The 22,474-nt window shown below is 35.0% G+C and carries 24 protein-coding genes, 1 pseudogene and 2 riboswitches; of the genes and pseudogenes, 3 read left to right on the top strand and 22 right to left on the bottom strand.

The window, feature by feature from the left end:
* A pseudogene (locus tag CBF36_RS12475) lies at positions 1-307 on the top strand (transposase); the annotation flags it as partial.
* Positions 308-422: 115 nt separating this feature from the next.
* A complete protein-coding gene (locus tag CBF36_RS10835) occupies positions 423-1,712 on the top strand; it encodes an ISL3 family transposase (protein ID WP_125958426.1) in 1,290 nt (429 codons plus the stop codon).
* Positions 1,713-1,907: 195 nt separating this feature from the next.
* Here the strand turns inward: CBF36_RS10835 and CBF36_RS10830 are convergent, their stop codons facing one another.
* The 22 genes from CBF36_RS10830 to CBF36_RS10725 all read right to left on the bottom strand — a co-directional run bounded on the left by CBF36_RS10830 (position 1,908) and on the right by CBF36_RS10725 (position 21,131).
* The gene (locus CBF36_RS10830; protein ID WP_125958425.1) at positions 1,908-3,080 is read right to left on the bottom strand and encodes an aminotransferase class I/II-fold pyridoxal phosphate-dependent enzyme; all 1,173 of its coding nucleotides are present in this window, start codon (positions 3,078-3,080) and stop codon (positions 1,908-1,910) included.
* 20 nt (positions 3,081-3,100) lie between these two features.
* Positions 3,101-4,363 carry a diaminopimelate decarboxylase gene (gene lysA, locus CBF36_RS10825; protein ID WP_125958424.1) on the bottom strand — a complete coding sequence of 421 codons (1,263 nt, stop codon included), beginning with the start codon at positions 4,361-4,363 and terminating at the stop codon, positions 3,101-3,103.
* A complete protein-coding gene (alr, locus tag CBF36_RS10820; RefSeq protein ID WP_125958423.1) occupies positions 4,360-5,427 on the bottom strand; it encodes an alanine racemase in 1,068 nt (355 codons plus the stop codon). The genes lysA and alr overlap by 4 nt, the downstream gene beginning before the upstream one ends.
* A complete protein-coding gene (locus tag CBF36_RS10815) occupies positions 5,424-6,569 on the bottom strand; it encodes a M20 metallopeptidase family protein (RefSeq protein WP_125958422.1) in 1,146 nt (381 codons plus the stop codon). Before CBF36_RS10815 ends, alr begins: the two co-directional genes overlap by 4 nt.
* Positions 6,570-6,599: 30 nt before the next feature.
* The gene (gene dapD, locus CBF36_RS10810) at positions 6,600-7,319 is read right to left on the bottom strand and encodes a 2,3,4,5-tetrahydropyridine-2,6-dicarboxylate N-acetyltransferase (RefSeq protein ID WP_125958421.1); all 720 of its coding nucleotides are present in this window, start codon (positions 7,317-7,319) and stop codon (positions 6,600-6,602) included.
* Between the two features lie 15 nt (positions 7,320-7,334).
* Complete coding sequence (gene dapB, locus CBF36_RS10805) at positions 7,335-8,054, bottom strand: 4-hydroxy-tetrahydrodipicolinate reductase (protein ID WP_125958420.1); 720 nt, start codon at positions 8,052-8,054, stop codon at positions 7,335-7,337.
* 4 nt (positions 8,055-8,058) lie between these two features.
* Positions 8,059-8,937, bottom strand: coding sequence for a 4-hydroxy-tetrahydrodipicolinate synthase (gene dapA / locus CBF36_RS10800; protein ID WP_125958419.1), 879 nt, complete (start codon positions 8,935-8,937; stop codon positions 8,059-8,061).
* Positions 8,938-8,955: 18 nt separating this feature from the next.
* Complete coding sequence (locus CBF36_RS10795) at positions 8,956-10,158, bottom strand: aspartate kinase (protein WP_125958418.1); 1,203 nt, start codon at positions 10,156-10,158, stop codon at positions 8,956-8,958.
* A gap of 74 nt (positions 10,159-10,232) precedes the next feature.
* Positions 10,233-10,412: riboswitch (Lysine riboswitch) on the bottom strand.
* A gap of 198 nt (positions 10,413-10,610) precedes the next feature.
* Positions 10,611-11,354 (bottom strand): hypothetical protein, encoded by a 744-nt coding sequence (locus CBF36_RS10790; protein ID WP_125958417.1) that lies wholly within the window; start codon positions 11,352-11,354, stop codon positions 10,611-10,613.
* A gap of 108 nt (positions 11,355-11,462) precedes the next feature.
* Positions 11,463-12,284 (bottom strand): bifunctional hydroxymethylpyrimidine kinase/phosphomethylpyrimidine kinase, encoded by an 822-nt coding sequence (thiD, locus tag CBF36_RS10785; RefSeq protein WP_125958416.1) that lies wholly within the window; start codon positions 12,282-12,284, stop codon positions 11,463-11,465.
* Complete coding sequence (gene thiE, locus CBF36_RS10780; RefSeq protein ID WP_125958415.1) at positions 12,274-12,924, bottom strand: thiamine phosphate synthase; 651 nt, start codon at positions 12,922-12,924, stop codon at positions 12,274-12,276. Before thiE ends, thiD begins: the two co-directional genes overlap by 11 nt.
* The gene (thiM, locus tag CBF36_RS10775) at positions 12,921-13,748 is read right to left on the bottom strand and encodes a hydroxyethylthiazole kinase (RefSeq protein ID WP_125958414.1); all 828 of its coding nucleotides are present in this window, start codon (positions 13,746-13,748) and stop codon (positions 12,921-12,923) included. Before thiM ends, thiE begins: the two co-directional genes overlap by 4 nt.
* A complete protein-coding gene (gene thiW, locus CBF36_RS10770; RefSeq protein WP_125958413.1) occupies positions 13,732-14,280 on the bottom strand; it encodes an energy coupling factor transporter S component ThiW in 549 nt (182 codons plus the stop codon). The genes thiM and thiW overlap by 17 nt, the downstream gene beginning before the upstream one ends.
* The gene (gene tenA / locus CBF36_RS10765) at positions 14,261-14,947 is read right to left on the bottom strand and encodes a thiaminase II (RefSeq protein ID WP_125958412.1); all 687 of its coding nucleotides are present in this window, start codon (positions 14,945-14,947) and stop codon (positions 14,261-14,263) included. The genes thiW and tenA overlap by 20 nt, the downstream gene beginning before the upstream one ends.
* 11 nt (positions 14,948-14,958) lie before the next feature.
* Positions 14,959-15,612: a CbiQ family ECF transporter T component gene (locus tag CBF36_RS10760; RefSeq protein ID WP_243638021.1), complete on the bottom strand. Its 654-nt coding sequence runs from the start codon at positions 15,610-15,612 to the stop codon at positions 14,959-14,961.
* Positions 15,551-16,981 (bottom strand): ABC transporter ATP-binding protein, encoded by a 1,431-nt coding sequence (locus CBF36_RS10755; protein ID WP_125958411.1) that lies wholly within the window; start codon positions 16,979-16,981, stop codon positions 15,551-15,553. Before CBF36_RS10755 ends, CBF36_RS10760 begins: the two co-directional genes overlap by 62 nt.
* A complete protein-coding gene (locus CBF36_RS10750) occupies positions 16,978-17,544 on the bottom strand; it encodes an ECF transporter S component (RefSeq protein ID WP_125958410.1) in 567 nt (188 codons plus the stop codon). Before CBF36_RS10750 ends, CBF36_RS10755 begins: the two co-directional genes overlap by 4 nt.
* A 19-nt stretch (positions 17,545-17,563) precedes the next feature.
* Positions 17,564-18,124, bottom strand: coding sequence for an ECF transporter S component (locus CBF36_RS10745; protein ID WP_125958409.1), 561 nt, complete (start codon positions 18,122-18,124; stop codon positions 17,564-17,566).
* A gap of 144 nt (positions 18,125-18,268) precedes the next feature.
* Positions 18,269-18,357, bottom strand: a riboswitch (TPP riboswitch).
* Positions 18,358-18,473: 116 nt separating this feature from the next.
* Positions 18,474-18,881 carry a DUF4809 family protein gene (locus CBF36_RS10740; protein WP_125958408.1) on the bottom strand — a complete coding sequence of 136 codons (408 nt, stop codon included), beginning with the start codon at positions 18,879-18,881 and terminating at the stop codon, positions 18,474-18,476.
* A gap of 65 nt (positions 18,882-18,946) precedes the next feature.
* Positions 18,947-19,471: an HdeD family acid-resistance protein gene (locus CBF36_RS10735; RefSeq protein WP_125958407.1), complete on the bottom strand. Its 525-nt coding sequence runs from the start codon at positions 19,469-19,471 to the stop codon at positions 18,947-18,949.
* A 113-nt stretch (positions 19,472-19,584) separates the two neighbouring features.
* Positions 19,585-20,292 (bottom strand): MgtC/SapB family protein, encoded by a 708-nt coding sequence (locus CBF36_RS10730; RefSeq protein WP_125958406.1) that lies wholly within the window; start codon positions 20,290-20,292, stop codon positions 19,585-19,587.
* Positions 20,293-20,399: 107 nt separating this feature from the next.
* On the bottom strand, positions 20,400-21,131 hold the full coding sequence (locus CBF36_RS10725; RefSeq protein ID WP_125958405.1) for a DUF4396 domain-containing protein: 732 nt from the start codon (positions 21,129-21,131) through the stop codon (positions 20,400-20,402).
* Positions 21,132-21,295: 164 nt separating this feature from the next.
* Between CBF36_RS10725 and CBF36_RS10720 the strand changes: the two genes are divergently transcribed.
* Positions 21,296-22,381 (top strand): endonuclease/exonuclease/phosphatase family protein, encoded by a 1,086-nt coding sequence (locus CBF36_RS10720; protein ID WP_125958404.1) that lies wholly within the window; start codon positions 21,296-21,298, stop codon positions 22,379-22,381.
* Positions 22,382-22,474: the final 93 nt, after the last annotated feature.

Below are 22,474 nucleotides of genomic sequence, written 5' to 3'. Positions count from 1 at the left end.
TCTAAAAGAAGCCTACGATAGCTTCCAATTACTAACGTATCATTTTAGAAATAAAGATGCTGATTCATTTTTTGAACTGTTGAAAAACTTACCTAATAGCTTAGATAGGCTATTTAAAGATAAATTAGAAAACTTACTTGCATATGAAACTGGTATTCGCAATGCCCTTCTTTATGATTTTTCCAATGGAAAAATTGAAGCTAAGAATACTCATATAAAAACCCTTAAAAGAGTATCATACGGATTCAAATCATTCAGCAACATGAGAATAAGAATTTTCTTGATAAACGGTCTTATAAAAATTAAAGGCTCTATAATTTCTACTGTTGGTAACAAAAGTTACCGGCAGTTTTTTTTGTACACAAAAACATGTGATATCCGTTAGAATGAAATTGCGAAAAACAAACTAAGGAGGATACCGCATGTCATATTCACAGACTATCAAAGATATCTTAAATATACTAGACCTAAATATTATTTTTAATGAAAATTGTTTATCTACTGAAAAAATAAAAGGCGTTTTCTCTCGGGTATTCCATGGATTTTTAGAAGAATCCCCTCAATGCTGTCAGCATTGTCAAAGTAACCACTCTAATATTATTAAATGGGGATATACAACTAGTCTAATTAAAATGCCTAATGTTTCGGAATATGTCACTTATATTAGATTAAAGAAACGTCGTTTCTTTTGTAAAAAATGTGATACGACCTTTGTTTTAGATACTCCTTTCGTTTCTAGAAACAACTGTATTTCTAACAATTTAAAACGTCTTGTCGCGAAACAATTAACCTCTAAATACGCCATGAGTGATATTGCAAAACAAACGAATGTCTCAACTTCAACTGTCTATCGAGTATTAAAAGAATGGTATCAACCAATCAAGAAATATAGTTATGAGCTTCCATCTGTCCTTTGTTTTGATGAATTTAAATCCGTTAAAAAAGTAGCTGGTTCAATGAGCTTTATTATGATGGACGGTGAAACAAATGAATTAATTGATATTTTACCTGATCGAAGATTACCAAAAATTGAGAATTATTTTAGCGGCTTCTCTTTAGCTAATAGGAAACAAGTAAAATATGTTGTTTCAGATATCTATCAACCTTATATCACTTTGACTAAACGGGTTTTCCCTAATGCTAAAGTTGTTTTAGATAAATTTCACCTCGTTCAACATATTGGTAGAGCATTTCAAAAGATACGGATTAAAATAATGACTCAAATAAAATATAAAGATAATGGCATTATCTATAGGCGAATTAAAAAGTATTGGAAGATACTTCAAAAAAGTTATGACAAATTAGATTATATCGAACAACATTGGCACCCTTCCTTTAAAGCGTATCTTTCTGAAAAAGAATTACTTGAACGCTTACTTGTCTATAATTCTGAACTGACGGAAGCTTACAACACCTATCAACAAATTTTAATGGCTATTCAAACAAAAGATTATATTTTATTTTTAGAATTAATTAATCAACCAACACGATTTAAAGAATTTATTCCTGTTTTCAAAACATTTAAAAAATATCGAGAAGAAATAAAAAACACGTTTGAAACATCTTATTCAAATGGTCCTTTAGAATGTATGAATAACCATATTAAAGTCATAAAGCGTAATGCCTATGGCATGAGAAATTTTTATAATTTTAAGCTACGACTATCAATCTGTTTAAAGAAGTCTGCTTTCAAATCACCAAAAAAGATCTAGAAAACTAAAAAGCTTTCTAGATCCTAAATTCTAACGTTTGAACTCTTACCAACACTAGTTGACAAAGAGCCAAATTAAATAACTAAAAAAGATGATAAATCTAAGATTACTCTCAAATTCATCATCTTATAGATTTAACTCATCAGTCCTATTTGACAAAGAGCCATCTTTACTATGAATATAACTATTGGTTAATTAATCATTCTTGTACGCCAACAAAAACCTCTCTAATCGTTTGCAACCTTCTTCTAACTCTTCCATTGAACAGGCGAAAGAGATACGAATATGCCCTTCGCCATAAATAGAAAATGTTCTTCCAGGTACAACCGCTAAATGTTCCGTTTCTAATAGTTCTGAGGCAAAGGCAAAAGAGTCTTTGTTGTACTCAAAAATAGTTGGAAAAATATAGAATGCCCCTTTTGGTAATTCAACAGGCAATCCCATCTCTTTTAAACGTTTATACACAAAATCACGACGCTCTTTGTAGGCTACATTCATTTTTGCCAAAATACCTGGGCCACTTTCATCTGTAAAGGCAGCAATGGCAGCATATTGAGATGGTGTTGCCACACATACTGAATTATATAAATGAACCTTTGTTACATGCTCTGTGGCAAGAGGTGGCGCTAGGATATACCCGATTCGCCCACCAGTGATAGCGTGAGATTTTGACAATCCGTTAATAACAAACAACTGATCTCTAACCTCTGGAAACTCCATAAACGAATGAAATTCTCCATCATACACATTATCAGAATAAATTTCATCAGTCAGAATAAAGATATCCGTATCTTTCAATACATCCACCAATTCATTCATTTCTTCCATTGATGGAATCATCCCTGTTGGATTGGTTGGATAATTAAAGATAATGGCTTTTGTTTTTGGGGTAATAGCATTAACTAACGCATCTTTCGTCAAAACAAAATTTGTTTTAGTGGTATCAATTAAAACTGGGATAGCTCCTTGAAGTTTTGTAATAGGATCATATGCTAAATAACTTGGACAAGGAATGATTACCTCATCTCCTTCTTCAAGAATGGTTCGCAACACGCTATCTATTGCTTCTGAACCACCATTTGTCACGATAATCTCTGTTTCTGCATCATAATAAACATTAAAACGTCTCTTCGTATAATCTGATATAGCTTCTCTTAATTCAATTAACCCTCTATTATGTGTGTAGCGTAATTTATTTTGATTAATGGCCTCAATCATCGCTTCTCTTATATAGTCAGGTGTCGCAAAACCTGATTGTCCTAATGTTAAATCAACACCATCTTCGTATTCTTTGACTTGATTAGAAAATTTCCTTGTTCCAGGTACTTCTAAATTAACTGCTCTTGTATTAAATTGGGTTTCTTTCATTGGCTTTTCTCTTCTTTCATTTATCTTATATCTTGAGCGATAAGATGTTCTAGTGTCTGACGTTTCACTACTAAGCGGACCTCTTCTGGTGTTACAAATACCACTGCAGGTTTTAACATCTGATTGTAGTTTGAACTCATACTATAATGATAGGCACCTGTTGATAATACCACAAGTAAGTCCCCACGATGAATACTTGACGGTAATTTTATGTCACGTCTTATGATATCACCTGACTCACACAATTTTCCAGCCACCGTCATTAATTTATCATGCTCTTCCTCTCGGTTAGCTAAGAGTAATTCATATGTTGCACCATAAAGAGCTGTTCTGATATGATCACTCATGCCTCCATCAATCGACACATAATAATTGGTATCAGGTATCTCTTTGACTGTTCCAACTTCATATAATGTCACACCTGCTTCACCAACAATTGAGCGACCTGGTTCCAAAGAAATTGCTGGCACAGGATAACCAACTGCGTGACAAGCTGACTTAAGTGTATCAGTAATGATTTTTATCCCCTCTTCGATAGGATAGCTAACATCCTCATCTGTGTATTTGATACCAAACCCACCGCCTATATTTAATACTTGAGCTTGAATATGATTATCAGATAACCAAGTAATCACTTGTTCAATAGTGGCAACCGTTCCTGTTGATTCAAAAATCTGAGACCCAATATGAAAATGAACGCCCATAAATTCAATATTTTTAGCTTTCTCAATTTTTCTCACACCTTCAAGAGCCAATCCTTTTTGAATACTTAACCCAAATTTACTATCTTCTTGTCCTGTTTGAATAAATTCGTGCGTATGAGCTTCAACACCTGGATTGATTCTGAGTAGAGCTTTGACTTTTTTCGTCGCCAATTCATCTAATCGCTCAATTTCTGATAAACTATCTATCACAAAATACTCGACTCCTGACTCAATCGCATAACGGATTTCTCGATCCGTTTTATTATTTCCATGAAAATGAATGGTATCTGGTGAAACACTCGACTGCAAAGCTGTATACAGCTCTCCTTCACTCACCACATCTAGGCCCATTTTTTCTTCTGTCATTAAATTAAATAGTTGAATAGCTGAAAAAGCTTTTGATGCGTAAGAAATAGTATAAGATAAACCTGATTCTTTCAGCGCTGTATGAAACCTCCGACATTGATTGCGAATCATGACCTCATCATAAACAAACAGAGGTGTCCCATATTTTTTAGCAATATCTGTTAATTTATGACCATGCAAGGTTAGTTCTCCATTTGTATAAGTTAGTGTCATTCAATCATCTTCCTTTCTAAAGAACAGTGGTTCAACGCACTGATTTGTTCCGAATTCGCTCCGACTCCTTTAAATGTGTACTCATCTATACGGATATCTTCACCATATAAAATCACCTTATCTTGTGATTTAACTGACTTGTCTACTTCCACTAATAAGTGGCTCATCATAAGGGCTCGTATGGGATATCTTTTTCCATTGATTAAACAATCATGTTGACTTCGTGTCCGCAACACGCCATCTCCATAGCCGATATCTACTACAGCAACTGTTGTATCGGTCTTCGCGGTATAAGCAAAGCTATACCCAGCGGACTCACCTTGTTTTAAATTGCGACACTGGATGACAGTTGCACTAAGGGTCAACGACTGTTTTACGGCGGTTTCAGGCAAACTAGAATATGGTCGACAACCATACAAAACAATGCCTAACCTAGCATGGGTATGCTGCTCAAACAAGTCATCACGCATAAAGCTCGCACTGTTTTGCGCATGAATATATTGAAAAGAGTGAATGCCTATCATCTCTTGTAACCCCAATAACCAGGCTTGTTTTTCTTGTTCATATTCAGTCACATCAAATTCATCTGCATAACCAAAATGTGTCCAAATCCCCGTAATATTGAGTTTCCTTTCTTTCGGTAGTTGACTGTTTTCTTGTATAACTTGCTTCATCTCTTCAAATGTTTTAAACCCTGATCGATGAAGTAAATTTTCATATTCTAAATGGACATTAATACCTGCTAATTCATTTTGATATTGATGATAAAACGATAAAGAAGGCAACGTCATTTGAATGTCATATTCTCTTAAGGTTTCAAACTCAACACTTGGATTCATTAAAAAAATCATTGATGTAGGTGCTAGACGTCTAATCTGAATTGCTTCATGAAGAGAGGTGGTACTAAATGTTTGAATGCCTTCTTCCAAAAACGTGTTAACAGCAAAGTCTAGTCCAAAATTATACGCATTATTTTTAACCACAGCCATAACTGCTGCGCCTCGTGTCACTTGTTTGATATTCTCTTTAAAAATTGATTTATTTACTGTTAAAGTTGCTGTCATAAACATTCCTCAAATTGTGCTAGTATCGATTCATATAACTCAACACCTTTTGCTAGTACTCGCTCATCAAAATTAAGTGTCGATGTATGCAACCCTGTTACATATCCCTTTTCTTCATTTCGACAACCTAAAAAAGCAAAAGAAGTCGGGGCAATTTGTTGATAAAATGAAAAATCTTCACCAAATAAATAAGGCTCATCTTTTTCAATCCAAGTTAAACTAGTCTCCATACTTGCTTTTTTCATTAATTCATATGCAACTGGGTCATTAATAGTCGACGGGTATCCTTCAGCAAAAACAAGCTCAATTGAGCAATTTGTTAATAACTCACTTGCCTCTTTTATTCGTGTCATTTGTTTTTTCACAATGTCTAAATCATCTTGACTATATGTTCTAATCGTTCCTTCTAAATAAGCATTTGATGGAACAGTGTTAATGGCTTCACCGGATTTAAATGACCCGATATGAACGATATTTTGGTGCAATCCCGCAAGATGATAGTGTTGTAATTGTGATAATTGATTTAGTATGGTTAGTAAGGCTTCCCCAGCAGAATGACCTTGCTCTTTATTCGCAACATGAGCTGATAATCCTTTAATAAAAAAACGATATTCTGTTGCACTAGCAGTAATTGGGCCGGCCTTAGATACAATGATGCCTTCCTTTTCATCTGGCATCATGTGTAAACCAAATACAAATGATGGGGTAATATCAAATTTGTATTTAGTTAATAATAAATTCGCCCCACCATATGTTTCCTCAGCTGGTTGAAATATAAAATAAACAGTCGATTTTAGTGGGCTTTTTTCAGATAATTCTTTTACACGTTTAACAAACGTTAATAACATGGTTGTGTGACCATCATGTCCACATGCATGCATGACATGATCCACTTGTGAGCGATACTCTACCTCATTTTCTTCATGAATAGGTAATGCATCTATATCTGCTCGAAATGCAATGCTCTTATCACCACTTCCTTTGATATAAGCTACAACTCCTGTTTCAAGAGGTGTATCGTATTTAACACCAATACTATCCAACTCTTTTTTGATAAAGTTTGTTGTTTCAAATTCTTGCAAACTTAATTCAGGGTGTTGATGCAACCAACGACGCGTTTTAATTAAATACTCTTCTGTCACACAATCATCTCCTGTTATTTATACTGTCAGCTACTTTTCGTTTAATTTTCTAAGAGCTTGAACAATTTCTATTTTAGACTCATTAACATCACTGACTTGCTTGATTACTTTGGCAGGAACTCCAGCAACGACACTTCCTGCAGGGACATCTTCAGTCACGATTGAGCCAGCTGCAACTACCGCTCCTTTGCCTACTCTAACACCTTCTAAGATAACGGCGTTCGCCCCAATCAACACATCATCTTCTACCACAACTGGTTGCGCGCTAGGTGGTTCAATCACGCCTGCTAACACAGCACCAGCTCCAACGTGAACATTTTTTCCTGTTGTTGCACGTCCACCAAGTGTTGCGTTCATATCAATCATCGTTCCTTCGCCAACAACCGCTCCGATATTAATGGTCGCTCCCATCATAACAACAGCACCATCTTTAATCACCGCATGCTCGCGAATAAATGAGCCTGGCTCAATACGGGCATTTAGTTTTGTTTGGTCAATAAGAGGAATAGCTGAGTTTCGTCTATCATATTCAATTTCAACCTCTTTAAAAAGTGATTTGTTGGCTTCATAAAATGTTACCCACTCGCTATAATCGGCAAAAATAGTTTTAGAACATTTGCAACCAAATACTTTAAAACTTTCTGGAAATTCGACTCCTTTAAACTCTCCATTGGCATAAACTTTTACTGGTGTTTGTTTTTTACTGTCACTAATATATTGAATAATCTCTTGAGCTGATTGTAATTCCAAAGTTATCCCTTCTTTCTATAAGTTATCAAATGTATAAAAACCTGGTTGTTGATGGATTAATTTTTCTGCTACATCTAAACTACCATTAGCAAAAATATCTTTACTTTGTGCTCGGTGAATAATTTGAATCGTTTCTTCTTCCCCAGCAAATAAGACTTCGTGCTCTCCTACAATCGAGCCTCCACGAACTACACTAATCCCGATTTCATCATCATCTCTTGGTGTATGCTTTTCATGTCGATCATAAACTGGATAAGAATCCTGTTTGATTTCTTTAATGGCATCATATAATTTTACTAACGTACCACTTGGTGCATCTACTTTTTTACGGTGATGTTTTTCGGTTAATTCAATATCAAAATTTTCAAGTAATGGCACACTGTATTTTATAATTTCAGTCAACACATGAACGCCATAACTCATATTGGCGCTAAAGAAAACGGGTGTTGTGGTTGATACGTCTTCCAAGGCACTGATAATCTCTTCTTTTTGACCAGTCGTTGCCACAACTAATGGAATACCTGTATTTTTTTTAATCATCGGTAAACTCAAATCCGGATGAGAAAAATCAATCATGACGTCTGCTTTAGGTAACTCGTCTTCGATTTGAAATACTGGATAAGGATAGTCCCCTTCAACTGGTGTCACAATTCCCACGATGTTATGTCCACGATTGGTTGCTAAATGTGCCACTCGCTGATTCATCGCACCGTATCCAACTAAAATAATATCCATAAACTTACACTCCTTTAAATTCGTGATATGCCTGTATCATTGGTTGACAAGCTTCGTCTTCTAGTTCAACTAATGGTAAGCGAACTTCATCTTCAGCATACCCCAAATGATTAACTAGTGCTTTAATTGGCATTGGGTTAATGTCCACACTCAGACTTTTAATTAATGGTTTAATTTGCTCAAATAACTCTTTCGCTTCACTTGGATTTGTTTGATAGGTTGTATAAATAGCTTGAAATTCTTTTGGTGTAGCATTAGCAATGACAGAAATCACACCATCACCACCACGCTCAAAAAATGGAATAATCGAATCATCATTGCCACTGTATATAGAAAAATCATTTGGTAATTGTGCCTTACATTGGCTAAGATATTCCATATCACCTGTTGCATCTTTTAATGCTACAATATAAGGATTTTTAGCTAGTTCAACCAATGTTTCGACGTTAATCGTCATATTGGTTCTAGACGGAACATTATATAATACAACTGGTAATTCGACAGCATCAGCTATTAAATTAAAGTGTTTAATCAATCCACGTTGACTCGTTTTATTATAATAAGGTGTAATCAACATGATTGCATCCGCTCCAGCTTCTTTGGCTTTTAACGAATGAGATAAAGATGCTTTGGTATCATTTGTTCCAGTATTTGCAATAATTGGTACACGTCCATCAGAGGCTTTAACCGACAACCGAATTAAGTTTAAACGTTCTTCTTCCGTTAAAGTAGACCCTTCTCCTGTTGTTCCATTAACAAATAATGCTTGAGCTCCTTCATCTATTAAAAAATTAACGTGTCTTTCAAATGTATCATAATCTACTTCATCATGACTAAATGGTGTTGTTATAGCAACGGCTGATCCTTTAAATAATTGAGTCATCATTCTTTCTCCTCTCTTTTATAAACCGAACACGGCACATAGTTTTTCAACAGCTAACACACCATTTGCCTTATCTACCACATAGGAAATACTAATTTCTGATGTGGTGACTTGATAAAACTCAATATCATTTTCTAACAGCGTCATAAATACTTTACTAGCCACTCCTGACATATCACGCATACCTGACCCGATGACAGACACTTTAACATAGTCTGATTTCACCACGTAGTTCAATTCAGCAAATTCTTGATGTAAGGTATCAAAAATATGTTTTAACTCTAACGTATCTGTATCTTTCATCGTAAATGAAATTTGTAATCCTTCCGCATTTACAATTTGAGAAATCATATCAATATTAATTTCTTCTTTTTCTAATTGAGTAAATAATTGTTTTAATAACGTAGCATCATTTTTTGGGTAACTAAATGTGACATAATGCATGTCTTTATCTAGTGCTACTCCTGTCACAGCTTTTTTCTCTAAAATATCTTCTTGTGGCATAATCCAAGTCCCTCTTTCGTTTGATAGTGTTTGTCCTAAATAAATGGGTACATTGTAGTTTTTAGCAATTTCAACACTTCTTGTTTCCAGTACTCCTGCACCTAACGCACTCATCTCCATCATTTCTTCAAAACTGACAACATCTAAACGCTTAGCAGGATACAATCGTGGATCAGTCCCATAAACGCCTGCCACATCTGTATATATTTCACACGGTGTCCCAAGTGAAGAAGCAATCGCCACAGCTGTTGTGTCACTGCCTCCACGACCTAGCGTCGTTAACTCTCCTTCTTCATTCATCCCTTGAAACCCTGCTACAACAACCACGTTATTTGAACAAAATGCTTTCTCAAACGCCTCATTATCAACTTCTAATATCTTACTTTTCATGTAATGACCTTTAGTTTTTATCCCTGCTTGGAACCCTGTCATCGCTTTTGCATTCACACCGAGTTCCTTTAATGCTATCGCTAAATAAGAAATAGTTTGTTGTTCCCCAGTTGTTAAAAGCAATGCTAAATCATGTTGATCAGGTTCTTTAGACAACATATCGACATTTTTTAATAATTCATCTGTGGTTTTTCCCATAGCTGAGACGACAACAACTAATTCTTCGCCTTTTTCTACCCGACTCGCTAAATAACTGGCTATATTTTTAATTTTTGAAAAATCTCCAACCGACGTTCCACCAAATTTAATGACACTTCGTTTTGTCATTTTATTTTTCCTCCTAATCGGCATCGAAAAAATAAAAAAGACAAGTTCACGGGCATGAACTTGTCTTAACTATCTACAAGCGATGCACCCCATTATTTTCTTAAAATAATGACAGACTTATAGCTATTAACTACAAATCCAACATCTATGCCACTGCAACAACATAGATATTTCGGCATATCACCCTTTCAATAAAGTTATTTGCAGATTCCAAAACTTTATCTAATAATGATCAATGCGCCTCATCTCTAATACTTATTTAATTATTGTTTATGATTATAGCAAATCAAACCTGACATGACAAGTAAAAACTAAAAACTTATCTAAGAATAAAATGAGAAAACGTTTTTTTAACCTATATTTTATAATAAACATAATGAATCATAAATAGTGACATTCAAAAAAACTAAAAGAGTGTCACCTTTTTCTAAAGTATGACACTCATGTTTTCATTATGATGATTTTCTTTTAATCAACACACATGCTAAAAATAGTGATGTCACAGCACTTAATTGTAACCCAACATTTGATTCTTTTTCCCCTGTTTTAGGTAAATTAGTCGATTGTTTTTCACTAGAATTAGGCGTTTTAGCTATCGTTTCCACTTTCTTAGAGCTCTCTGTTGTACTGCTTTCTACTGTGCTTGAACTTGTTGTTAAAGTTGATGTTTTATCTGCCGCTTTTTCAATCGCAGCCCATATAGCATCTAACTCTTCAATCGTTTTACTGCTATCTACTTTTGCGACAAATTCATCTGCTTGTTTTTGTGTTAATCGTCCAGCTTTAACTAATAGTTCCAATTGATATTTTGTATTGTATACTTTTTCATCAAATGATGATTGATACAACTCTTTATTTTGTTTTGCCAAATCAATCGCATCAGAATATACCAATGTTGCTTCTTCTACTGTTGTTGCTTTTTCTAAACGCGAAATCAACCCTTCATATTGAAATTGTGACAATTTTCCCTCATTAACCATATCATTCATCAGTAAAAAGATATCTGATTTTGTAATTCCTAATGCATCAGGTTTTGTTTCACTCGTAGTTGTATCTGTTGTGCCACTTATTTCTTTACTCACTGTACTACTTGAAGGAGTATCTGTATTTGATGTAGATGATGCTTCTGTTGCATATCCAATTTGCCCTACCAACAAACTAGCAATAAAAACTGTACTTAATACTAACTTTTTCATATTATTACCCCCTTTAAAACAAAGTGTTACAACACTATTACCCTTTGTAATATAATTGTAACATTTATTCATTAGACTGGCAATAATAAACATCCTTTAAAAAAAGAGTTAATCAATTAAAATATCTTGTACAGGTGTTGCCCAATGATTTGTTGGACCATGTCCATGTCCAACAAAAATTTGTTGCTCAATCGCTCCTTGAATAAAAGCTTTCGCTATTTTAATCGACTCCTTGATTGATTTTCCTTTTGCTATTTCTGCTGCAATACAAGATGAGAACGTATCACCTGTCCCATGTGTTTTGATTGTTTCAATGCGTTTTGAACTCATCCAAAATGTCTCGCCATTTTCAAGTAAGACAAAATCTTTCGCCAAAATATCGGATGAATGACCTCCTTTTATCACCACATTTTTGACACCCATTTGCTGCAGATCATATGCCGCTTGAATCATGTCTTCACTTGTTTTAATATCTTGTTGAACTAACTCCTCTGCTTCTGGAATATTAGGTGTTAAAACAGTTGCTAGAGGTAGTAACTCTTTCTTGATGCAATCTACTGCTTCTCTTTTAAGTAAAGAGTGCCCTCCTTTTGCAATCATAACTGGATCAACAATCAATGGTCCAAAATCAACTTCCTTCAATTTTTGAACAACAACTTGAACATGCTCTTTATCCGCAAGCATCCCTGTTTTACATGCGCGTATATGAAAATCTGCTGCCAGAGAATCAAATTGTTCCGCAACAAAGTTACATGGTATCGGCAGACTACTTTGTACACCTAATGTATTTTGTGCAGTCAAGGCAACAACAATACTCATACCAAAAACATCTCTTGCTTGAAACGTTTTTAAGTCTGCTTGAATGCCTGCGCCACCACCTGAATCACTTCCAGCAATGGTTACAACTTGAGGGGTTTGATTAATTGTCATGATGATTTTTCTCCTTTATGCTTACAATCTGTTTCTTTAAGTCTTGTGTTTTTTTCGCTACATCATCAGCTTGCATAATGTCACTCACAATCGCTACACCAGAAATATCAGTTTCATTTAATTTATACATGTTATCTTCTTTAATGCCACCAATCGCTACAACCGGTAACTGAGATGTGTGAATAATCTCTTGTAAGATGGAAATGTCTGTTGTTGGAGCATTTTCTTTCGTTTTGGTGGGAAATATCGCGCCAACACCCAAATGATCTGCCCCTTGCTCTTTTGCTTCAAGCGCTCGTTTCACTGTTTTAGCCGAAACGCCCAACCACTTATCAGGTCCAATCAAACGACGTGTCACATCCACTGGTAACTCATCATCACCAATGTGTACGCCATCAGCATCTACTGCCAAACACACATCTACTCGGTCATTAATAATAAGTGGGACATGATATTTATCTGTCACTTTTTTTATTGCCAAAGCTTTTTGATAAAACTCTTGTGTACTGGCTTTTTTCTCTCTCAGCTGAACTAATGTGACGCCATTTTGACATGCTTGTTCGACTTTTTCTATAAATGCTTCATCAGATAAACCATCTGAATTCGTTACTAAATATAACGTTAATGCCTCTTCTATCATAACCAATCTCCTCTTATGTCGTTTTGCCATGACTCATTTTGTTTTAATAATGATAATTGATTCAATGTTTCTTCTCGAATGCTTGCAATTTTCGCCTCATTTTGAACTATTTCTAATGCTTTTTCACCGCATAAATTAAAATAACTCACTGCCTGTAGAACACTTTGCAATACATCAACACCACTTCCTAACAGTGTCGCGATTAATGCCCCAACAACGTCACCCGTTCCTGTAAACTGATCTAAGGCTTCAATCCCATTTTGTAATAGTACTACTTGTGATTGATACACTACTAAGTCAGAAGGGCCTGTTGCTAAAAAACACGTATTAGGATGTTTCCTTGCCAAAGCCAATAATCCTTCTTCCAATTCTTTCATCGCTGACAAATTTTGGTCTTCTTCTGCTGCATCGACACCTTTTCCATGACTAGCTAAATTGCACAGCGTTCGCATTTCTGATACATTTCCTTTGACAACAGTTGGATCAAGAGACAATAATCTGTTGGCTACTTCTTTTCGTATTCTTGAACTAGAAACGCCAACATTATCGACAACGATAGGGACGTTGCGTATTTTTGCTTCCTCAATGGCTAAAATCATAGCCGTTTCTTTTTCTTCTGATAAATGACCGATATTAATTAACACGCCACCGACTTGTTCATATAAATCTGAAAAATCTCGCGTATCTTCTGTCATAATTGGTTTTCCTCCAATATACAACACACTATTTGCGACCGTTTCACACGTTACAGAATTCGTAATACAATGCACTAGGGGAGAAGGCAATAAAGGAAAGGGTGTTTGAAATTTATGAGTGAATAGCATGTTGCTCTTCACCTACTTTCACATTAAAAAACATCGCTTGAATTCGTTGAAACGTTGGAACATTTGCTAATTTTTTCATCACGATAAAGGCTACAAATGAGCCAATAACCGCTCCACCAATAAATCGTGGCGTGTAAAAAAACCAATACATGCCATTGCTGCTTCCTGTAAACCAAGCCATTACAGGATAAGATAATAGTGAACCGATAATTCCTGTTCCTAAAAATTCACCAAACATTGCACTATACACGGTTGGATAAATTTTGTAAAAAACACCGGCAAGCAATGCACCAAAAACGGCCCCTGTTAATGCAAGCGGGGGAATACCTAAAAGCATCATTCGTAATACCCCACAAACAAAAGCCATAATCGTCCCATAAAGAGGACCCATCAACATAACTCCAATGACATTCATCACACTAGACATGGGGGCCATGCCCTCGATGCGAAAGAGTGGTGATAACACCACATCCATCGCAATCATAAGAGATAAAATCAATAGTTTTTTTAAATTAGTAGTTTGAGACGGCATCTTTTTCTCCTTCCGGCCATGTTTGATGCGTGTGTGCCATTTCCCAAAATAGGTATTCCATTTGAGCACTCACATAAAAGGCCTCAATCATTTTTTCTTGTTCTTCTTTATCACTCGCATCATATAATCGATTTAATAAAGCACATTGATGAGCGACTTCTTCTTTTGATTCTTCACCAGAATATGTTTCAATCCATCTTTGGTACAACTGATGAGGTGAACCCGTCTTGATTAATTCAGTCCCGATTTCTTGATATAACCACGCACATGGTAGTAAACCCGCAACAGCACTATTTGGTGTCCCATCAATTAATTGACGATACATATGTGACACATAATTATACGCCGTTGGAGCAATATCAGTACTAGCGATTTCTTCATCTGTAATACCTAACTCAGTAAAGAAATCCTCTCTAATACTCATCTCACCTTCTTTTAAATGGTCAGCTCCTGTTAATAACATCTCTTTTACTTCTTCGTCTTCCACTTGTTCTGCTATCAAACGGTGAAGTTTACTAAAATGTTCTAAGTAGTACCCATCTTGAATTAAATAATAGCGAAATGCTTCATCCGACAACGTCCCTTCTTGAAGTCCTGAGACAAATGGATGAGTAAAACTTCCTTCCCAATAAGGTGCTGACTTCTCTCGTGCAATTTTTGTAAACATCTTTCTTCCTCCTAAGTAGTGATTAATATAATTTGTGATATAACTGTTAATACGCCTAATATAGCTAAACCTTTAGGACAAACTTTGTATTGTGTGTAATGCGTCCTTTCACCTTCTTCATCAAATCCTCTTGAAAACATCGCTTCTGTGTAACTATCTCGCCAATGATTGGCGACAAAAATCACTTTTAAATACATCAATGGCGAATAAAAATGTAATTTTTTCCCACGAAATAAACTGGCTTCTCTTAGTGCCACAATTTCTTTTTGAATCATAGGCATCGCATGTAACACTACTAGAATGCCATAAACAAAGGACGTTGGTAATTTTTTTTGCTCTAAAATTAAGAGTAACTCTTCTAAATCCACACCGAACGCAAACACCATCCCAATCGCTGCAAACGCAAAAGTTCGACTAACTAATACCAATCCGTAGTCAGGATTATTTCCATATAAGTACACGGACCAATACGTTCCTAAAGCGGGAATTAATGGAAAAAAAACTAAACCAAATAACCCAAACCATTTTTTCTTAGTCATGAGATATACTGCACTGGCTAATACGACAAAACCATTTAAGTAAATAGATGAAGTAAATGACAATTCAATAGTCAAAAGTAGTAGTAGTCCGCTTAGTACCAAAGCAGAACTTTTCGTCACTGACATCTTTTAACTCCTCCTTTACCGAATAATCTTGTTGCCATAATTGTTTCTTATCTAAATGCACATGATGTTGACTAACCCCATCAAGTGGCGCCAATCGATGCGAAATAATTAGTAAGTCTTGCCTATTCGCTTGTTTTTTAAATAATGACGCAAAATAAGTGGCTGCTCGCTCATCTAGTCCTGTGAATGGCTCATCTAACAGTAGAAATGGGACGTTAATACTCAACATGGTTAGTAATTGTATACTCTTTTTTTGGCCTTCACTTAGATGAAACACACTTCGATTTACTAATGATTCTATCCCCAAGTATTCAATGGCTTCTTCTCGCATTTTTTTGGCATCATCCCACTGATTCTCACTATATAAAAACTCTTCTTTCGGAGTTAACGTCACAAACTGTTTTTCTGCTTCTTGCGTGACAAGTGACAACGTTTGATACAGTGTACGACTTTTTTTCAGCTTTTTACCATAGAGAACCATTTTTCCTTGATAAGGATGACACTGAGCAATCGAACGAAATAACGTTGATTTTCCCGTTCCATTATCCCCTGTTAACGTCGTTATCCCCTTTAAAAACTGAAAGGTCTCTTGATGAAGAAGCTCATGATGATTTTGTTTGTACCGAATATTATCTAATGTGAGTATCGAATTAACTGGAGCTGTATTATTTGTCAGAACAATGTTTGATTGGTTCTGTTTTAGCAACGCTGTTGGAATGGTTTGCAACGTTTGATTATCTAGCGTCACCCATGTATCGACAACATTCGCATAATCATTAAAATCATGGTCACATAATATAATCGTTTTTCCTTGTTTTTTTAATTGATGCAATTTTTGTATTAATAATTTTCTTGTTTTTGGGTCAATACTAGCGAATGGCTCATCTAGTAATAAAAACGGGCTTTTCATCGCCAGTAATACTGTCAATGCGGCTCGCTGTTTTTCCCCACCTGATAAAGTCGAAAGGTTTCTATCGAGTAATTCGCTCGTTTCTACCATCTGAATTGCTTCTTGCATTTGTTCACTAATATCATTTGGTGCTGTCTGTAAATTTTCTAGCACAAAAATGATTTCCCGACGTAAGGTTTTCATCGTAAATTGCTGTCCTGGATTTTGAAACATCATACCCAATTGTTTGGCTTTTTCAGACATTGAAGCATGATTTAATCTTTCTCCATCAATTAAAATATCCCCTGTGTACTCTATCTCTGTAAATCCAGCAATCGCTTTTAGTAACGTTGACTTTCCACTCCCACTGGCACCAGATAACAAAATAAATTCATGAGGTGAAAAACCAAAGTCAACCTGACGTAACATCTCTTTATCGCCACGTTTAATCGTCAACTCACTTAATTCAATCCCTCTCATTCGTTTACTACCGCAAGTTCTTGTGATCGTTTATAAAGCTTCATTACCATGGATACTACTATTACACCAAAGAACGTCACAGATAAAAATCTCACAGCAAGGAGTGATAAAATCATTCTAATTGAATACGTTCCATAACCAAATTTAAAAAATTCATACACAAAACTTAAGACCGTTGTGCCAATCGCCCCGTAGAATAATGGCACGATATCGTAACGTTTATATCGTGTTACCATAAAGCCTAGTTCTGTTCCAAGTCCTTGGAAAAAACCTGAAATAAGAACACCTGGACCAAAATACGTCCCATACAACATTTCAGCTAAGGCCGCTAACATTTCTCCTAAAATGGAGCTTCCTTTTCTAGGGATTAACATCCCTGCCATTGGTGCTGCCATTGTCCACAAACCAAATAATAGTTCATTAGCAAAAGGGCTTAACCCAAGTGGCGTTAACACAGCTGATAACCCTGCATATAAAAATCCTGCCCCCATAAAGACTCCGCCAAATAAAAAGGCTAATAATGCTAACAAGACTACTTCACGTAATGTCCATTTTCCCTTCATCTTACCCATCCTCCTAAATTTAAAGTATTGCTAATTGTTGGCTCTTGTTGTATAACTTCATCACAAATGATACAACCACTACTCCAAAAAACATCACTGATAGTAATCTCACTAAAAATAGTGTCATAATCATCCACCATGGATACACATGAAAGCCATATTTAATATATGTGTGAATGAAACTAAAAATAGTTGTTCCAATAGCTCCATACACTAGCGGAAGATAATCATATCGTTTGTACCCTGTTACAATAAACCCTAACTCTGTCCCAAGACCTTGAATAAATCCTGATAATAAAACACCTGGTCCAAAATAGCTACCATAAATCATTTCAGCTAAGGCTGCTAATACCTCTCCCAAGATGGCACTGCCTTTTTTAGGAATTAACATCGCGGCCATTGGTGCTGCCATTGTCCACATCCCAAAAATCACCTGTTTTCCAATTAATCCCAACCCTAATGGTGTTAGTAAAACATTTAGTGTCGCATTTAAAAAACCTGCTCCCATAAAGACTCCACCAAATAAAAAAGCTAAAAACGCAAGTAATACTACCTCACGTAACGACCATTTTTGTAACAAAAAAAAACCTCCTTTTTCTCATTAAAAGAAACAAAGGAGGTTTGTACATTCTGATTCACTATAACAATTATCGACACTCATCCAAATAAAAAAGCCCGTCCAAATAGATTGGATGGGCGTAAATAGACCTAGGTTCAATGTTTTGTCATAAATGACACATTTCTCTTCGCCAGTACTAACTGGAGCAGATTCCATGGGTATAATCTCAGCTTTACGCACCCCAAATGTTTCTTGTATTCAATTCCATTCAAATATAACACGCTTTCATAGAATAGCCAACCTTTTTCACAAATCTTTATAAATATAGTGATATTAATAAAAAAAGTTAAGCGACTAATCGCTCAACTTTTTAATTTTCAGGTATGTCTGTCACAAATTCTATCGCATCAAGTTTAAATAAATCTGTTAACAACTCATTTACTACTTTAAATACGTCATCATCTGATTCATAAGTAGGTTTGACTTCTTTTTCGATTTCTTGATTTTTAAAGCGTAGTCCTTGATATGTTTCAAATACATCGACACTGTTGTTTGATGTTTCAAACACATCATAATCACCTGTCACATCATATTCTTGACGTTCTTTATAACCATGCTCTCTCACAATTGGGCGAAGAAGTGACACAACATCTAGATTAGGGATTCCAACCGTTTTACCTGACAATTCTACCTCATAAGTAGCTGTTGCAGTTGTTGGACAGACGTTACATCCACCATGCACGATTTCAGTTGTACAATGTATTATTGCTTTTTCCATCTTTATCACACCTTTGAGTTTACTGTTATTTAACTAACTCAATTATAACATATCATTCCATTATTTTAACGGAAGGCATAAATAATTTCAGTAATACCAAACATCATGAAATAAAAACCGACTAAAAAGCTTAATGTTAAAGCAGATGATACTGGATTTACTAAAAGCATGAATCCAACAATCACACCTAAAATATCAATAATAATTGAGAACCAGTAATATCCCGTACTAATGCTTTTTAACGCAGTTGAACTAAATAATCCTACCAATGAGTCTACTAAAAACCAAATAGCAAAAACAAATGGTAACGCAACAACACCAGCAGAGATATTAAATAATAAAAAGATTCCGACAATAATATCAAAAATCCCAACCACTATTGGCATTGTAGCAGAAAATCCTGTAAATTCTCGTACTTTTTTTCTTAAAAATAACTCAAAGATTCCTTTAACGATAGCGAACATCCCAAAAACAACAACGATTGCCACTAAATTTCCAGCAGGATCTTGAAATGATGCAAGTGATGCAAAAATAAATAAAATTCCTAATAAGAATGAAGACCAATCAAATCCATTTCTCTCGTTTGACATAATAAATCTCTCCCTTTCATAAACATCAGTTTCATTGTTATATTAGTCTTTAATGTCAAAAATCGCAAGAAGTAGCACCTTAATTATCAAAAAATAACACTTTTCTTCTTAATTTAATCACTAATAGCCACCAACCTAATTTCTCGTACATTTGAATACATAGATAACTCCTCAATCACATCAGCATAGGTTAATGTTTTCGGCAAATCAATCGTATAAACATTTTTATAATATTTTTCACCTTCGATAATTTGTACCTCGAATGTCACATCTTCTATTTCAATTTGACGTTCTTCAAAATATTGATGAATAAAGTCTTTTGTCTCTTTTCGATGAACGTATTGAATTTCTAAATTGTTTACTTTTGAAACCGTAATAATTTGTTTGACAAGAGATAACGAAAACATAATGGATATAAAACCTAATACTGTTACTAAATAAAAACCCATTCCCAAACCAATGCCAATTGCAGCACATGACCACAAAGACGCAGCTGTTGTCAAGCCTGTAATACGTTGTCTTGTTACAATAATCGTTCCTGCTCCTAGAAAACCTATACCACTTACTACTTGAGCAATTAACCTAGATTGATCAAATTTTACAATATGCGCAATATCTGGATTTTCTTGCACAAGTCTTATGGCTTCATGAGCTATCTCTTGTTGAATCAATGCAATAATAGTTGCCCCTAAACAGACTAATATATGTGTCTTCATCCCAGCTGGACGGTTTTTTTGTTCTCTTTCATACCCAATAGTACCTCCCATTACAATGGATAGCCCCAATCTTAAAACTGTTTGAGCAAGTGACAACAATGTCATAACGACCCCTCCTTTTTCATCTTACTTTCTATTATACCATTTTAGTATCCCCTTTCATTTTTAATAAAATAACAAAAAAATATTGTTTAAAATGACAACAATATTTTCTACATTTTTTCTTTTATACCTGTCTTAATTAACCACCAATTCATTGGATATGCTGTACAAAATCCAACCAACATAGCAACTTGCATCATTAACCAAAAAACAGGAGTGGTTGGTAACACTTCTCCTCCGAAGAAATGAGGAAAAAGACTTAATTGGCACAATGCAACAGTAGCATACATCCCTATTTGCCAACAAGATAACGATAAGGTATCTGCTTTTATCGCAGCTATAATCCCTTCTTTTCTACTTAAATGCTTCATCGGAACAATTGCAAAGTACTGAAAACTGACTCCAATAATTAGAGCAAAAATAAAAGCTAGAACAAATCCTGAAAATAATTTATGAGAGAAAATAGCTGGGTAACCTCCAACAACATATAATACCGGAAAAAAATATAGCAACCACTCTATAATTAAATCAGCTAAACTACATCCAGCCCCACAATGACATGTCCCAATAAAAACAGATACTGCCATTGACTTATTTGATGAACCCATATTCATAGAACCATCCATTTTCATTTTTTCTGACGAGTGGTTTTCACCCCACTTTTTATAAGCCAAAACCCAGATAAATGAGCCAAATAAAGCAGTTAATGGCCAAACAATCGTCATTATTTTCATTTTTTGTGGATGTTTTGTCACATCTAATGCAATATAAATAAAAGAAATACCTGCTAATAATAAACTAGTCCAAGCTAAAACAGTTAACCAATATGGTATAGGTACCATGATACTACCTCCTTAACGTGATTTAAGTTTAGTATAGAAATATTCCTAGAAAAAAATGTGATGTTCTAATGATTTTAATTATAGAAATATCAAAATATTATTTCCTAATAGACTAAACTGTTTTATAATAAACCCTAGTCATTTACTGACTTAAAGGAGAAAATATGAAAAAATTATTAATGATTATATTAGGGATTGTCATGAGTTTACTAAGTATCGTACTATTATTTATTGGCTATCTTTCAATCAAAGAATATAAACCTAGAGAAGTTGAGGCAGTGACAACTACTAAAGGGAAAAACATGTTGCAACAACAGACTGACATCTCACTCCTCACACTAAATATTGGTTATGGTGGCTTATCTAGTTCAGAAGATTTTTTTATGGATGGTGGGAAAAATGTCCAACCTAAATCTAAACAGCTAGTCGAAAAAAATTTAGCTGGGATTACAACAATGTTAAAAGAGCATCCTTCTGATATTTATTTATTACAAGAAGTGGATTTAGATTCAAAACGCTCATATCATATAAACCAAAAAGAATCACTGTCTAACGCGCTTCATATGCCAAGCACATTTGCATATAATTTCAATGTACCATACGTCCCATTTCCCATCCCACCAATCGGAAAAGTGAAAAGCGGAATCGTCACGATGACTAACGCAACTATGAGAGAAGCCAAACGCATTGCACTACCCAATCCTTTTTCTTGGCCTGTTCGTATGGCTAATTTAAAACGTGCACTGCTTGAAACAAGATTTCCCATAAGTGGCAGTGATAAAGAGTTAGTTGTCTTTAATTTACATCTAGATGCTTATGATAATGGTCAAGGGAAAATTGAACAAAGTAAACTTCTCAAAAAAGTACTTGAAGAAGAATATGATAAAGGAAATTATGTCATTGCTGGAGGAGATTTTAATCAAGTCTTTGAAGGCACTCAATCATTTCCCAAAACAGGACAAAAAGGATGGGAGCCTGGGAATATTAGTTCAACTGATATTCCTGATCATTTCTCTTTTTCATATGATGATACCCATCCATCAGTCAGAGTATTAAACCATGCTTTTACTGGTGATTATAACTCCTCTCAAGTCTATGTGATTGATGGTTTTATCGTATCGGACAATATCAACATCAAACAGACCACTATCTATGACTATCAATTTAAATACACTGATCATCACCCTGTTCAGATGACCTTTCAATTACAAGAAAAGAGGCTGACCCAAAAGTCTCCTAAAAAAGATTAAAAGGAACAAAATTATTTTGGATTTTGTTCCTTTTTTGACGAAAAAAATAGCACTTTCCTTTATAATTAAGGTGTCTAAACCAACTAAAAAGGA

Origin of the sequence: Vagococcus bubulae, from assembly GCF_003950315.1 — a bacterium.
GTDB classification, from domain to species: Bacteria; Bacillota; Bacilli; order Lactobacillales; family Vagococcaceae; genus Vagococcus; species Vagococcus bubulae.
This window is presented reverse-complemented; position numbering and strand designations above follow the sequence as displayed.

What these genes read in the sequence shown, in the direction of transcription:
- CBF36_RS10725 (WP_125958405.1), bottom strand. Translation starts at nt 21,131, where the DNA reads ATGGTACCTATACCATATTGGTTAACTGTTTTAGCTTGGACTAGTTTA.
- CBF36_RS10795 (WP_125958418.1), bottom strand. Translation starts at nt 10,158, where the DNA reads ATGACAAAACGAAGTGTCATTAAATTTGGTGGAACGTCGGTTGGAGAT.
- CBF36_RS10790 (WP_125958417.1), bottom strand. Translation starts at nt 11,354, where the DNA reads ATGAAAAAGTTAGTATTAAGTACAGTTTTTATTGCTAGTTTGTTGGTA.
- alr (WP_125958423.1), bottom strand. Translation starts at nt 5,427, where the DNA reads ATGACAGCAACTTTAACAGTAAATAAATCAATTTTTAAAGAGAATATC.
- CBF36_RS10740 (WP_125958408.1), bottom strand. Translation starts at nt 18,881, where the DNA reads ATGGAAAAAGCAATAATACATTGTACAACTGAAATCGTGCATGGTGGA.
- dapB (WP_125958420.1), bottom strand. Translation starts at nt 8,054, where the DNA reads ATGGATATTATTTTAGTTGGATACGGTGCGATGAATCAGCGAGTGGCA.
- CBF36_RS10830 (WP_125958425.1), bottom strand. Translation starts at nt 3,080, where the DNA reads ATGAAAGAAACCCAATTTAATACAAGAGCAGTTAATTTAGAAGTACCT.
- dapA (WP_125958419.1), bottom strand. Translation starts at nt 8,937, where the DNA reads ATGACTCAATTATTTAAAGGATCAGCCGTTGCTATAACAACACCATTT.
- CBF36_RS10755 (WP_125958411.1), bottom strand. Translation starts at nt 16,981, where the DNA reads ATGAGAGGGATTGAATTAAGTGAGTTGACGATTAAACGTGGCGATAAA.
- thiM (WP_125958414.1), bottom strand. Translation starts at nt 13,748, where the DNA reads ATGCTATTCACTCATAAATTTCAAACACCCTTTCCTTTATTGCCTTCT.
- CBF36_RS10750 (WP_125958410.1), bottom strand. Translation starts at nt 17,544, where the DNA reads ATGAAGGGAAAATGGACATTACGTGAAGTAGTCTTGTTAGCATTATTA.
- CBF36_RS10720 (WP_125958404.1), top strand. Translation starts at nt 21,296, where the DNA reads ATGAAAAAATTATTAATGATTATATTAGGGATTGTCATGAGTTTACTA.
- thiW (WP_125958413.1), bottom strand. Translation starts at nt 14,280, where the DNA reads ATGCCGTCTCAAACTACTAATTTAAAAAAACTATTGATTTTATCTCTT.
- CBF36_RS10760 (WP_243638021.1), bottom strand. Translation starts at nt 15,612, where the DNA reads ATGTCAGTGACGAAAAGTTCTGCTTTGGTACTAAGCGGACTACTACTA.
- tenA (WP_125958412.1), bottom strand. Translation starts at nt 14,947, where the DNA reads ATGTTTACAAAAATTGCACGAGAGAAGTCAGCACCTTATTGGGAAGGA.
- thiD (WP_125958416.1), bottom strand. Translation starts at nt 12,284, where the DNA reads ATGACAATTAATCAAACCCCTCAAGTTGTAACCATTGCTGGAAGTGAT.
- CBF36_RS10730 (WP_125958406.1), bottom strand. Translation starts at nt 20,292, where the DNA reads ATGACATTGTTGTCACTTGCTCAAACAGTTTTAAGATTGGGGCTATCC.
- CBF36_RS10735 (WP_125958407.1), bottom strand. Translation starts at nt 19,471, where the DNA reads ATGTCAAACGAGAGAAATGGATTTGATTGGTCTTCATTCTTATTAGGA.
- lysA (WP_125958424.1), bottom strand. Translation starts at nt 4,363, where the DNA reads ATGACACTAACTTATACAAATGGAGAACTAACCTTGCATGGTCATAAA.
- thiE (WP_125958415.1), bottom strand. Translation starts at nt 12,924, where the DNA reads ATGATAGAAGAGGCATTAACGTTATATTTAGTAACGAATTCAGATGGT.
- CBF36_RS10835 (WP_125958426.1), top strand. Translation starts at nt 423, where the DNA reads ATGTCATATTCACAGACTATCAAAGATATCTTAAATATACTAGACCTA.